Here is a 13,207-nt window from a genome sequence, read left to right as displayed (position 1 = left end):
GCTCGCGCGGGAAGGCATCGAGGACGTGCCCGAAGAATTGGTCGCGCCGCCCAGTTCGGTCGCGCACGGCAAGCGCGCGCTACCGCCCTTGCTCGCACGTGCACCAGACATCGACGCTGTGTTCTGCGGCTCGGATCTGCTCGCCATCGGCGCGCTTGGCGCTGCGCGCCAGATGGGCGTGCAGGTGCCCTCGCAACTGGCGATCTGCGGTTTCGGCGATCTGGAGTTCGCGACCGAAACCACACCGCAGCTAACGACGGTGCGCGTGGAGGGCACCCGCATTGGGGTGAACGCTGCGCGTTTTCTGCTCGACCGCCTGAGCGGCGAAACCGGCGTGAGCGAGCCTCGCGCGCTCGACGTGGGGTTCACGATCGTCGCGCGCGAATCGGCTTGAGTCGCCTCGTGTAGCCCTCAAGCTGCGGCGGCGTTTTCCGGTGTCCGCACAGGCGCACTGCGCGGAGTCGCAAGGCCAAAGTGGGCCGCCAGCATATCGACCACGTTGTCCGCCATGCCCGTGCGCGTTTCTTCGGTCGCCGAACCAATATGCGGCGTGAGCACGACGCGCGGGTTGTCGATCAGTGCTTGCGGCACGTGTGGCTCGTGCTCGAACACGTCGAGCGCCGCCCCTGCGAGCCGCTGCGCATCGAGCGCGGCGATCAGCGCCTTCTCATCGACCACGGGGCCGCGCGCAATGTTGATGAGAAAGCCTTGCGGCCCGAGCGCGTCGAGCACGGCCGCATTTACCAGATGAAGCGTTTGCGGCGTCAGCGGGCAGGTGAGGATCAGCATGTCGCTATCGACCGCGAGACGCGTGACGTCGTCGTAGTACGGCAGATCGACGCTCTTGCGGTTCGGCCCGTAATACGCGACTTGCGAGCCGAACGCCTTGAGCCGCTTCGCGATGGCCGCGCCGATCATGCCGAGCCCGACAATGCCGACCTTCATGCGCGAGACCGAGCGGCCGAGCGGCAGCGCGCCGTGCTCGGGCCACTTGCCGGAGCGCACATACGCGTCTGCCTGCACGATATCGCGCGTGAGCGCGAGCGCGAGGCCGATCGCGGTGTTCGCGACATCCTCGGCCAGCACGTGCGAGGCATTCTCGATGCGGATGCCGCGCGCCTGCGCGCTTTTCACATCGAGGTTGTCGAGCCCGGCGCTGTAGCTCGCAATGATCTCCAGCGCGGGCAGGGCGTCGAGAAACGCCGCGTCGATCTTCGTCTTGCGCAGCGCAATGCCGCGAATGGACGCGCCATGCTGCGCGAGGAACGCAGCGGCTTCGCGCGGCTCCTTCGGCAGATCGAGCATCGTGAAGAGCGACGCGAGTTCCGCCTGGGTGCGTGCCGGCAATTCGGCTGCGTTGAGAATGATGGGTTTTGCCATGATGAATCGATGAATCCTTGCTTCGTTTGATGCGTGGGCTCACGTGCTCAGCTGACTTTCACGCGCTCGATGCGGCCCATGAACACGAGATAGACGAGCGCCGCGACCACACAGTGTGCCGCGACAAAATAAAGACCTGCCTTATAGCCGCCCGTGGCCTGCACGATATAGCCGAACACGATAGGCGTGACGACACCGCCGATATTGCCGATGCAGTTGAAAATCGCGCCGGCAAGCCCCACGGCTTCGCGCGGCGCGGTATCGCACGCAATGGCCCAGGTGCCCGCGCCGGCCGCGGCGCCTTTGCCGAAGAAGGCGAACGTCATCAGCAGGACGATCGCGGTGTTGCTCTCGGTGAACGCCGAGAACACGATGCAGCAGCCCACGGCCATGCCGACGATATACGGCGTCTTGCGCGCCCACGAAACGCTCCAGCCGTGCCGGATCAGCGCGTCCGAAATCGCGCCGCCGGCAATGCCGCCGAGAAAACCCGCGATGGCGGGCAGCATCGTCGCGAGACCGGCCTGCATGACGTTCATGCCGCGCGCCTGCACGAGGTAGATCGGAAACCACGTGATGAAAAAATAGCTCAGCGCGATGACGCAATACTGGCCGATATACGAGCACCAGAGCATGCGGTTGCCGAGCAGCATACGCAGCGTCTTGCCGGATACGGCGGGGCGCGACTGGCGCTCGAGCTTCGAGTCGATGTCGATCATCGCGCCGCCCGCTACGAGGCGGTCGAGTTCGGCGGGCGAGACCCGCGGGTGCTTGCGCGGTTCGTGCATCACGAGCGCCCAGATTCCGGCGCTGGCAATGCCGATCAGGCCGAGCGCGAAGAACGGCGCGGGCCAGCCGAACTTGCCGGTGAGCCAGCCCGCGAACGGCGAGAAGATCGCCACGGCGAAATACGATGCGGACGCAAACAACGACGTGGCGAAGCCGCGCTCTTCCTTCGGGAACCACATGACCGTCACGCGGCTGTTGGCGGGGAAACTCGGCGCTTCGATCAGCCCGAGCGCGAAGCGCAAGGCGAACAGCAGGCCCAGCGCCACCGACATATCGGTCGTGACCCTGCCGACGAAGCCGACGAGAATCGTGGCGAGCGACCACAGGATCAGCGTGGCGGCGTACATGACTTTCGTGCCGACGCGGTCGAGCAGCAGGCCGCCGGGGATCTGGCCGACCACATAGGCCCAGCTGAACGCCGAGAGCACGTAGCCGAGCTGAATATGGTTGAGCCCGAATTCTTTTGCTATGCCGGGCCCGGCAATCGAGAGGATCGCGCGGTCTGCGTAGGCGACCGTCGCGAGCAGCAGGATGGCGGCCAGAATCGTGAAGCGCGTGCGGGTGACGCGGGTGGCGTCCGTGGCTTTGGTGGCGGCAAAGCCGGCGGTCCTCTGCGTTGACATCGATGTCTCCAGTCCCGCGCTCGAAGCCGCGGGTATCATTATCGATCCGTACCCGCAAGCATCGTCTCAATGCCGGGGCAGATTGACTGTATTTGACGCACCCCGCCAGTACGCGTCAATCTTGATTGAGTGAATCAACCAGGCAAACCCAGGCAAACCCAGGAAAACTAGTGGAAATCTGGATGACACAGGAGGAGGCCTGTCACGCGCTGGGCGTGCGCAAGCAGACGTTGTACGCGTACGTGAGCCGCGGGCGCATCGAAGTCCGGTGGGACCCGGAGCACGCAAGCCGCAAGCTGTACCGCGCTTCGGACGTCGCGGCGCTCAGGAAGAAGCGCGACCTTGGCCGCGCCCACAAGAGCATCGCGGCGAGCACGATGGCGTGGGGTGAGCCCATCATCAACACGCGCATTTCCACGATCACACGGGGGCGGCTTTACTACCGCGGCCACGATGCGATCGACCTCGCGAGCCGGGCGACGCTCGAAGACGTGGCTCGATGCTTATGGGAAACGGACGCGGCGCCGGTCTTCCCCACCTTCCACGACGACGTGAGCGTACCCGATGGCGCGCCGCCGCGCGCGCGGGTATATGCGTCGATGGCGCTGGCCGCGGCGCAGCCGCGTGCAAGCGGCGCGCTCGACGCTGCACGGTTGAATGACGAAGCGGCCTGCCTCGTGGGCCGCTTCGCGAGCGCCTTCGTCGGGCCGGGCGAGATCGCCCGCTTCGGCGAAAGCGGCGCGCTGCATGCGCGTCTTGCGCGTGCGTGGCGATGCGAAGCGCACGCGGACTTGCTGCGGCGTGCGCTCGCGTTGCTCGCGGACCAGGAATTGACGACATCGGCGTTTGCGGCACGCGTGGCGGCGTCGACGGGGGCGTCGCTCGGCTCGTGCATGCTCGCGGGCCTGGCCGCGTTCGCTGGGCCCTTGCATGGCGACGCCGCGCTGCGCGTGCAGGCGCTGCTCGGTGATGTGCGCGCGACGGGGGTGGCTGGCGCGGTCGAGCGCTGGTTGAAGGCGAACGGGCCGTTGCCGGGTTTCGGTCACGAGTTGTACCCGCAAGGCGATCCGCGCGCGGCGGACCTGCTCGCGGCGTTCGATGTGCCGGACGAGGTGCGCGCGCTGATCGAGTACGTTCGCGTATCGCGCGGTCTCGCGCCGACGATCGACATCGCGCTCACCGCGCTTGGCAGCTATTGCCACTTGCCGGAAGACGCTGTGTTCGCGATATTCGCCATTGGGCGCAGCGTGGGCTGGATGGCGCACGCCATCGAGCAGATGACCAGCGGCACGCTGCTGCGGCCGCGGGCCAACTATATCGGACCTGTTGGCGCTGGTGCCACCTCAGGCGCCGGGAATTATCAGGAGTATTGACGACTGCGCAAGCGGTCGCGTCCATGCCCGGCGCGGCCGCTTGCATCCAGCACTCAATGACCCAGCCCGCTCGCGGCGATCTGCTGCTCGACGTACTGCGCGAACAGCGAATGCGTGTGCGTGGTCGGGTGAAGGTCGTCGGCGAACATATAGGTCTGGTCGGCATTGGCCGCGACGTAGGTGGCGGGCGAGCAGAGCAGCGAGGTGTTGTCAGGCGTTTTCGAAGGGTCGCACGCCTGGGCCGTGTTGGACACAGTAAATCCGTTCGTCTGGAAGTTTGCGACGAGCTGCGTGATCCAGGTGTAAGAATCGACTTCGATGACCTTGCCTTGCAGGCCATCCGTCTGCAACGCGCCGTTCAACGTCGAGTTGAAGAGCTGCGAGAGCTGGGACAGGTTCGCGCCGCCGTCGGCTGAGGTGATGCCCTTGGGCGACAGGCCGATGTTCGGCACGTTGATCACCACGACATGCGTGGCGCCGGCCTGCACGATCTGCCCGACGATTTGTGCGAGCGTCGTGGCGGCAGTCTGCACGACCGTATTGGCCGTAGGCGGGTTGCCGGCGCGCAGCACATCGTTTGCGCCTGCCCAGACCAGCACGAGCTGGCCGGAGTTGAAGGTGCCGTGAGCGGAGATATAGCTCGACACCTGCTGATTGAGCGGCATTTCGATGTTGCCGATCACGTCCGAGAGGAAGTCGTACTGGTTGGCCGGCGTTGCGACCGTCGAGCCACCCTCTGCGTAGCCGAAGCCGCCTTGCGCGCTCAGCTTGTGATCGAGGCCGACGGTGTACGCGGCGCTCAGGCTGTCCCCATAATATTGCGCGACATCCTGCGACCAGACCTGACCGGGGTTGGTCGTGAACCGCCCGCCGCCCACGGCGCCCGCAAGCGGCGCGAAGGTTCCGACATCGGAAAGGCTGTCGCCGAACGACACGACCTGCAGCTTGACGCCGCCCGTCGGCGTACTGGTGCCGCTGCTCGAGCCTCCTCCTCCACCACCTCCGCCACCGCCGCCGCAAGCCGCGAGCAGGAAAATCAGTCCGGCGGAAATTGCCACCCGGATCCGGGTATTGATCGTTGCCATTGTGCCCCCTTACCGCTTGACGCGATTGCGCCCGCGACCGGATAGGGCGGGCCTAGGAGGGCTAGCAAAAAGAATGCGCGTAGCCTACAAATAGCTGACTTGAATGCCGGACATGGCGTGAGGCGTTAAAGAACCAGCGTTTCGAGCCGGTTGCCGCCCAGCGCTTTCGCGCTGTAGAGCGCGGCGTCGGCGGCGGCCAGCAGGTCGGAGAGGGTGGATGCTTCGTGACCATGCTGCGCGAGGCCGATGCTCACCGTGGCGCGTATGGCGACGCCATCGACCTTGTTCATGGCGGTTTGAGCGAAACGCCTGGCGATCGCTTCGCCCACCGCTTTGGCGCGCACGCGGTCATGGCCCGGCAGCAGGGCGGCGAACTCTTCACCGCCTATGCGCGCGAGGATCGCCTCGGGTCCCATGGCGCTGCTGGCGATTTCCGCGAACGTCTTGAGGACTTCGTCGCCGGTCTTGTGGCCGTAGCGATCGTTGATGGTCTTGAAGTGGTCGAGATCGAAGGCAAGCAGCGAAACCGGCTGGCGCGCCCCGGGCTGACGCGCCCCGGGCTGACGCGTCCCGATCTCGCTCATCACGCGCTCGCCTTCTTCGAAGAACCAGCGGCGGTTGCCAAGGCGGGTCAGGTAGTCGGTCTGCGACTCGCGCAACAGCTGCCCATGCGTTTCCTCGCGGATCAGCTTGATCAGGGCCATGGGCAGAACGATCGAATACAGCACGCCTTCATACATCGTGATCTTGCTGACGAGCGCGACGAAGCCGTCCCCATAGCGGCTCCCCAGCAACGGGAGGACAAACGTCCGGAACACGTAAAAGAGCGCATGGAATCCCGTGACGAACGTCGCGACGTGGCGCGATTGCCCCCCTTTTATGCCGTCGCCGCGCAGCAGCTCGCGCGAGGTCATGGCGCTCACCAGCGCAATGGGAAGCGCGCTCGCGTAGTACCACATGGCCTGCGGATGCCGTGCGCCCCATGTGGCCCATGTCAGCGCGATCAACGCGAGCAGGGCGATCGAGCCCGCCCGGTATTGCCGCCCGTTCAGCGTCGCGACGCCGTGCAGAACCAGCAGATAGCCGGCCATGATGACGAGGTTGCTCAGGGCGGAGCCCCATACGCCGGGCAAATCGGCGCGCACGAGCACCGCGGCGCAGCCGGTTGCGAGGGTGGCGTAGCCCCCGGCCAGTATCCGCAATGCCTTGCTGCGCGCGGGATGCGTACGATGCTCCCAGAGCGTCATCAGGGAACTGGCTAGCAGGGTCCCGATCAGGAGAAAGTAGATGGTAAGTAGATCGACGTGCATCGCTGGCGTGAGGCTTCTACGCCGGTACATCGCGGCGAACGCGCATTTTACGCTGAAACTTAATACCGCGATGCTTGTTCCCTGATTGTCCGCCGCGTGCCGGCGCGGCGTCACGCGTCGCGCCACGCCTCGATGCGTTCTGTATCGAGCCCGATCCGGTCGAGAGCGCGGCTCACCGAATGATCAACCATTTCCTGCAGGCTCGCGGGCTCCGCGTAGAACGCGGGCACCGGCGGGAATACCACCGCGCCGGCCTCGGTCACCGTCGTCATGTTGCGCAGATGGATGAGGTCCAGCGGCGTTTCTCGAGCCTGCGCGCGCCGCGCTCGCGCAGGCCGAAACGGCGGTGCTGGCCGGGCGCCGGGCGAGCCGCGGCGAAGTGGGCAAGTTGTGCATTGCCTATGCGAGTTCGGTCGCGCTCGAGCCGGAACTGCCTGCGCTGCTCAGGCGCTTTGCGCAGGCGCGGCCCGACGTCGAACTGGAGCTGCGCGCGATCTCCGTGCAGGCGCAGATGAACGCGCTCGCCGATGAGCGGATCGACGTGGCGTTTCTGCGTTCGCCCGGGCCGCAGCCGGCCTCGATCCGCATCCCGCCGTTTTCGCGTACGCAACTCGATGTCGTGGTCTCTCGTGATCATCGCTGCGCGAATCGGCGTCGTCTCACGTTGCGCGATGTGGCCGGGGAGCGGTTGATTGTCATGGACGATCCGCCTGGGGTCGCGTTGGGGGTGGTGAGTTTCGCGCCTGCCGGGCTTGGGGTTGGCATTGTGCCGCGGACGCTTGCGCGGTTTGGGCTCGAAGGTGCGGTGTTTAAACCGCTTGCGATGGCGAATGAGTTTAGCGAAGTGGTGATCGCTACGCGGGCGTATGATCGGTCGGCAGGGACGCGGGCGTTGCTTGAGATGGTTGCGCAGGGGCGCAGGTGATAATGTGATCAGGAGTGCGATGGAGTTTTTGTTTTTCTCAGGGTTGTCTTTTTGGCCTTTCCTTGTGTTCGCGTTGGTATGCAAGTGTTGCCCCTGTGCGGGGCGGCACCTCCTTTCTTTGCCGCGGCAAAGAAAGGAGGCAAAGAAAGCCGCTCAAACCGCTAGCGCCTGCCACGGTTCACCTCGCGCCGTTAATGGTGAATGGCTCCGGAGCGTCTGTCACCTCGCACCTTCAAAGTTAGTGACAAGGCAGTCATCCGTCCGGCGGCGCTCCGCGCACCGAAGGGCATAACCAAAAACCAGCGGGGCACATGAGTTCTCGGGAGTGCTCAGGCGTGCCACCCGGTTTCCCTTGCAGCCCCAACCGCAGCGCGCGAAGCGAGCAGCGGGATGAATGAGCGCCTTGTCACTAACTATGGTGGTGCGAGGTGACAGACGCTCCGGAGCCATTCACCATCAACGGCGCGAGGTGAACCGTGGCAGGCGCTAGCGGTTTGAGCGGCTTTCTTTGCCTCCTTTCTTTGCCGCCGCAAAGAAAGGAGGTGCCGCCCCGCACAGGGGCAACACTTGCATACCGACGCGAAAACAAGGAAAGGCCAAAAAAGAGCCAGCCGCTAAGGAAAATCCTGCATAGCAAGCCAGTGCCGAATCATCCGCGCCTGATCGGCATCGAGCGACTTGAGCACCTGCTCAGCGGGCTCGCGCCGCAGCGCCTCAACTACTGGCGCAAGCGCAGCATCGCACAGGTGCCAGATACCGAGCGGCTGATCCGGGCTCGCGACCACGTCCGCTTCGGCAATCATGCCGCCATCGATCACGGGCGCGCGTCCCACATTCAGTTCGTTGAAATCGGCGCTAACGTGAGCGGGCCGGTCATCAGGCCATGCACCACGCGCTTGCCAGAACGGCTGCGTCGTCCAGCGCTGTTCGAGCGCATAGACATCGCGCCCGGTGCGCGCGAAGCGCATGAACAACTGCTCGATGCGCTGCTGGTGAAAGCGCAGCGCGAGCGGCGCACGCTCGGGCCGCGCGAGCAGCGTGTGGATCACCGCGGGTGCCTGCAACGCCGAGGTGAGCGACTGGAACACGCCATTGCCCGCGAGCGGATCGACGGCCATGGCGGCGTCGCCCACGCGCAGCCAGTTGTGGCCGCCGGTACGCCCGCACAGCGTGGCGGTGCTGCTGCGCGCATAGAGGCGTGCATCGTTCGCAGCGTCGCCCGCGAAGAAGTCGCTGGCAAGCGGCGAGTGCCGCATGCGCTCGCAAAACGCGAGCAGTTCATCGCGCTTCGGCAGTTCGGGGTTCGTGACGTCCAGCGTCAATTGCCAGTAACGGCGGCCGTCGCCCAGACGCGCCATCCATGCCCATCCGGCCGGCAGGCTTTCCACCGCGGTGGCTGCTGCGCCCGCGCGGCCCTTCCATACGTTCAGCAGGCTCACGGTTTGCGGGCCGCGCGTGGCGTCGCGCAACAGCGGCGCGAGGCGCCCGCGGGCTTCGACCAGAAAGTCCGCGCGTAACGTGAGCGGTCCATCGGCGGTTTCGATCATGAGATCGTGACCCGCGGATGAGGAATGCAGCGAGCGCACGTTCGCCTCGATCATGTCGACGCCCGCGCTGCACAGGTCCTCGCGCAGGGCCGCATCGAACACACGCCGGTCCACGAGGAATTCTGCGTCGAGCGTTTGCAGCGCGCCGTTCCAGAGCGTGGTGCGCACGCACGGCCCTTCGCCGCAGCTGGCTGCGCGATGCAGGCCCGCGCGGCGCAGCGCTTCGATCGCGCGTGCCGATAAGGCTTCAGCAGCATCGAAGCGGCGCCAGTCGCTCACCACCTGCACGCGATAACCGAGCCCCGCGAGCGAGCGCGCAACGGCTGCGCCCGCTGGCCCCGCGCCGAGCACGACGATGCTGGCGGCGTTCATGACGCGTGCGCTCGCGAATGCACACACGCGTACACGCTCGCGAACATGATGTGCGTGACGGCATGAAGGGGAGAGAAGTAAACGTGCATGCTGTCCCCCGTGGAATCATGGCGCATCGCTTCGCGACCCCTGCGCTGCGCTCGAAATGCGTGAGACCTAATCTGGCATAGATGCCGCGATAAAGCTATCCGGTCAAAGGAGGATTTCAGTAGCGGAAATCCCGCATTCCGATGCGCAATGCGTATGAACGATCGTGCGCTGTAATTGCTTTGCGAATTGGCGATGCATGCCGGATAGCGGCACGCACCGATCGTATGTATTCCTCACAAGGATGCTTCGCTTCAACGAGGCAAAGCGGGGACAGGGCGTGATATGGCTATCGAGGCGATGCGGCAGACAAATTTGCAGGAATGCCATCCTGCCATTCGCTCCAGTGCGCGACGATGGTCTGCACGAGCGGACGGCCCGCGCGATAGAGGTTTTCCAACGCGGGGGCGAAGCCGCCCTGGCTCGCATAGTTCAGCAGATTCGCCGCGTTCGATTCGCCCGCATACGGACGATCGAAGTCCGAGCCCGCGCGCAGCACGGCCACGCGATCGAGGTCGACGCGTTGCGCACGCGCCGCGCGGCTGAGTGCTTCGAACGTGGCGTTGTCCTCCTGCTGCGTCATGCAGTACACGCCTTGTCCGCCGGTCAGCTGGCGCGTGAACTCGCTCGCCCTCGCGCCGAGCGCCTTGCCCGACCACCAGGTATCGTCGGCGACCGAATCGCAACGGATCACCGTGGGCGGCCGGTTGGCGGGTGCGTAAGCATATTTCGCGCGCGCGGCCTGGGCCTGCGTGCTATCGGCGAGCGTCACGTCGCGCGAGATCGCCCAGGCGGCCGAGGTGAGCCTCGGATTCAGGCGGAACACTTCGGTGCGGTAGTCGAGCGCGGGCTTGTCGTTGGGGCTTTTCGTGTTGATGCCGAGATAGCCGGTGCGCCAGCCGAGCGGGCGCCCATCGCCGTCGATCTCCCACTGCAGGCCGAAATCGACGAGCCAGTCCGACCAGGCCGCCGAGCCGATCGTGCCGTGCTCGGGATTCACACCCGCGATGCCCGCGATGAGGAAGTAAGTCTTGCGCAGGTCGAACTGCGGCGCGAAGGCGAGGGCCATGGTCGAGGCGGCGGCATTCGCGTGGCCCATGCCGGTCGTCATCACGCAGACGTCGGCGGCATTGCATTGCACATTGGGGTAGTCGGGCGAGAGGCCCGCGATCGTCACGGACTCCCAGGGACCGAGGCGATCGAGCCATGTCTTCGCTTCGGGCGCAAACATCGTCACGATCATGACTTTCACCGGACGTCCGTGTGGGGTGACGCCGCTTTGCGCGAAGGCCGCGTTTGGCGCAGAAAGCGTTCCGGCGTCCTGTTGCGCTGAAGGAGGCTGCGCCGCGCAGGCAGCGAGCGCCAGCGCGGAGCAGAGGAGCGTGAGGCGGGTTCGCATTGTGCATGTCCTTATGGTTGTACGCGTACCGGGCGACTCGATAGAGCGGGCAAATGTTCAGGAAAATACGCTCGACTATGACAGTTTTGCGAAGGCATCGCGCCTCACGCGGCGCTGTTGCCTTTGCGTGCCACGCGAAGCGCATTTTCGCGCCAAGTTCCTATACTTCGACTAGCGCGCCCAACGGGGCAGCCTCGCCAATACGAAGCGACAAGGCCGCGCGGCCCCCCGGTCCGCATGCGGCACTACCAGGAGGGAGACATGGGACAATCCGCATCCGCGGCGCCCGCGCACGGGCGCCTTGGCGACTCCGGCCCGCATCGCCCGGCGCTTCCCGCGCTCGCGCTGGCCGCGCTCGGCGTGGTCTACGGCGACATCGGCACGAGCCCGCTCTACACGCTCGCCACCGTGTTCGATCCCAGCAACGGCCTTGCGGTCAATGCTTTCAATATCGTAGGCATCGTCTCGCTGATCTTCTGGTCGCTCATGATCGTCGTCTCGCTCAAGTACGTCGCGCTCATCCTGCGCGCGAACAATCACGGCGAAGGCGGCATCATGGCGCTGCTCGCGCTCGCGGCTTCCTCGGTGGCATCGCGGCCGCATCTGCGTGCTGCGCTGCTCGTGATCGGCGTGATGGGCGCGGCGCTCTTCTTCGGCGACAGCGTGATCACGCCGGCCATCTCGGTGCTGAGCGCCGTGGAAGGCCTCGAAGTGGCCGAGCCCGCGCTCAAGACCTACGTGATTCCGGTGACGCTTACGGCGATCATCGTGTTGTTCGTGACGCAAAAGCACGGCACGGGTGGCATCGGTGCCGTGTTCGGGCCGGTGATGGTGCTGTGGTTCGTCGTGATCGGCGTGGCGGGCGTAGCCAACATTGCCTCCGCGCCGGCCGTGCTGTTCGCGCTCGATCCGCGCGAGGGCATCGCGTTTTGTCTGCATCACCGCTGGCTCGCCTTCGTCGCGCTGGGCGCGGTCGTGCTCTCGCTCACGGGCGCCGAAGCCCTCTATGCCGACATGGGTCACTTCGGCAAGCAGCCTATTCGCCTCACGTGGTTCGGCATTGTGTTTCCTTCGCTCGCGCTCAATTACCTCGGGCAGGGCGCGCTGCTGCTGGCCAACCCCGGCGCGATGCAAAACCCCTTCTATCGGCTGTTTCCGCAATGGTCCATCGTGCCGATGATCGTGCTCGCGACCGTCGCCACCGTCATCGCCTCGCAGGCCGTGATTTCGGGCACCTATTCCATGGCAATGCAGGCCATGCAGCTTTCCTTCCTGCCGCGCATGAATATTGTGCACACATCGGAGCGCGAAATCGGGCAGATCTACGTGCCCGGCATCAACTGGATCCTGCTCGTCGCCGTGGTCGCGGCGGTGGTGGGCTTCCGGTCGTCCACGGCGCTCGGCTCCGCTTACGGCATCGCCGTGACCGGCACGATGCTCATCACGACGTTCCTCACGTTCTTCGTCGTGCGTTACGCGTGGCACTACAACTGGCTGCTGTGCGTGTTCGCCACGGCGTTCTTCTTCGTGATCGACGCCATGTTCTTCTCGGCCAACCTGCTCAAGATCGTGGACGGCGGCTGGTTCCCGCTCGTGATCGGCGCACTGATGTTCACAGTCATGGCGACCTGGGGAAAGGGCTGGGAAATGATGGCGGCCGAGGCGCGCGCGCGCGCCGGCAGGAAGCCCCTCAAGCCCTATCTCGCGGCGCTGCTCGAAAGCTCGCCGGTGCGCGTGGGCGGCACGGCGATTTTCCTCACGCCGAACGCCGACGCCGTACCGCACGCGCTCGTCAACAACTTGCGGCACAACCGTGTGTTGCACGAACGCGTAGTATTCCTGAGCGTGAAGACGAAGAGCGTGCCGTGGGTGGCCGAGAGCGAGCGCGTGATGGTCGAACTGCTATGTCCGGGCTGCTACTGCGCCGTCGTCAACTACGGATTCAAGGACGAGGTGGACTTGCCATGCACGCTCGCCGCCTATAAGTCCGCGGAGTTGACGTTCGATCTCGACGAGACGTCGTGGTTCCTCAGCCGCGCCGTGGTGGTGCCGAAGCGCGGCCATGGCATGGCGCTCTGGCGTGAGCGTCTTTTCGCGGTGATGCTGCACAACGTCGGCAATATCGCCGCGTTCTTCAAGCTGCCGGCCAATCGCGTGATCGAGGTCGGTGCGCGCGTCGAGATTTAGGCGGCTCGACGCGCGTGGCGCTGACGGGTTCTGGGCGCGCGCGGATTGTGGCGTAGACCCACGCCAGGCTGTCGCGCTGACAGGAACTCAGGCGTAGGATGATCGGAATCGCATCGTAGTCATGTGGCAG

The 13,207-nt window shown here is 65.4% G+C and carries 10 protein-coding genes and 1 pseudogene; 4 read left to right on the top strand and 7 right to left on the bottom strand.

What is annotated here, in order from left to right:
- Window positions 1-394: substrate-binding domain-containing protein (locus tag M3A49_RS17170; protein WP_266229759.1), on the top strand; the 394-nt coding region annotated here is incomplete at its 5' end.
- Between the two features lie 17 nt (window positions 395-411).
- Here M3A49_RS17170 and M3A49_RS17165 read toward each other — a convergent pair.
- The gene (locus M3A49_RS17165; protein WP_266229757.1) at window positions 412-1,380 is read right to left on the bottom strand and encodes a 2-hydroxyacid dehydrogenase; all 969 of its coding nucleotides are present in this window, start codon (window positions 1,378-1,380) and stop codon (window positions 412-414) included.
- Between the two features lie 47 nt (window positions 1,381-1,427).
- Window positions 1,428-2,792 carry an MFS transporter gene (locus tag M3A49_RS17160; protein ID WP_266229756.1) on the bottom strand — a complete coding sequence of 455 codons (1,365 nt, stop codon included), beginning with the start codon at window positions 2,790-2,792 and terminating at the stop codon, window positions 1,428-1,430.
- 182 nt (window positions 2,793-2,974) lie between these two features.
- Between M3A49_RS17160 and M3A49_RS17155 the strand changes: the two genes are divergently transcribed.
- Window positions 2,975-4,165 carry a citrate synthase family protein gene (locus tag M3A49_RS17155; RefSeq protein ID WP_266229754.1) on the top strand — a complete coding sequence of 397 codons (1,191 nt, stop codon included), beginning with the start codon at window positions 2,975-2,977 and terminating at the stop codon, window positions 4,163-4,165.
- A gap of 53 nt (window positions 4,166-4,218) precedes the next feature.
- Here M3A49_RS17155 and M3A49_RS17150 read toward each other — a convergent pair whose 3' ends face one another.
- From M3A49_RS17150 to M3A49_RS17140, 3 genes and pseudogenes are all read right to left on the bottom strand, one after another.
- Window positions 4,219-5,250: an SGNH/GDSL hydrolase family protein gene (locus tag M3A49_RS17150; RefSeq protein ID WP_266229753.1), complete on the bottom strand. Its 1,032-nt coding sequence runs from the start codon at window positions 5,248-5,250 to the stop codon at window positions 4,219-4,221.
- Window positions 5,251-5,375: 125 nt separating this feature from the next.
- Complete coding sequence (locus M3A49_RS17145; RefSeq protein WP_266229752.1) at window positions 5,376-6,560, bottom strand: sensor domain-containing diguanylate cyclase; 1,185 nt, start codon at window positions 6,558-6,560, stop codon at window positions 5,376-5,378.
- Between the two features lie 110 nt (window positions 6,561-6,670).
- Window positions 6,671-6,859, bottom strand: a pseudogene (locus M3A49_RS17140) (flavoprotein); the annotation flags it as partial.
- Window positions 6,860-6,906: 47 nt separating this feature from the next.
- Here M3A49_RS17140 and M3A49_RS17135 point away from each other — a divergent pair.
- Window positions 6,907-7,485 carry a LysR family substrate-binding domain-containing protein gene (locus M3A49_RS17135; protein WP_266229751.1) on the top strand — a complete coding sequence of 193 codons (579 nt, stop codon included), beginning with the start codon at window positions 6,907-6,909 and terminating at the stop codon, window positions 7,483-7,485.
- Between the two features lie 614 nt (window positions 7,486-8,099).
- Here M3A49_RS17135 and M3A49_RS17130 read toward each other — a convergent pair.
- Window positions 8,100-9,404 carry an NAD(P)/FAD-dependent oxidoreductase gene (locus M3A49_RS17130; protein WP_266229746.1) on the bottom strand — a complete coding sequence of 435 codons (1,305 nt, stop codon included), beginning with the start codon at window positions 9,402-9,404 and terminating at the stop codon, window positions 8,100-8,102.
- 376 nt (window positions 9,405-9,780) lie between these two features.
- Window positions 9,781-10,890, bottom strand: a complete 1,110-nt coding sequence (locus M3A49_RS17125; protein WP_266229744.1) for a purine-nucleoside phosphorylase — start codon at window positions 10,888-10,890, stop codon at window positions 9,781-9,783.
- 261 nt (window positions 10,891-11,151) lie between these two features.
- Here M3A49_RS17125 and M3A49_RS17120 point away from each other — a divergent pair, with 261 nt between their 5' ends.
- The gene (locus M3A49_RS17120; RefSeq protein WP_266229743.1) at window positions 11,152-13,077 is read left to right on the top strand and encodes a potassium transporter Kup; all 1,926 of its coding nucleotides are present in this window, start codon (window positions 11,152-11,154) and stop codon (window positions 13,075-13,077) included.
- Window positions 13,078-13,207: the final 130 nt, after the last annotated feature.

The sequence above is a fragment of the Paraburkholderia sp. CNPSo 3076 genome (assembly GCF_026343935.1).
Taxonomy (GTDB): Bacteria; Pseudomonadota; Gammaproteobacteria; order Burkholderiales; family Burkholderiaceae; genus Paraburkholderia; species Paraburkholderia nodosa.
Note: the sequence above shows the minus strand (reverse complement) of the source record. Positions and strands in the feature narration are given on the sequence as shown.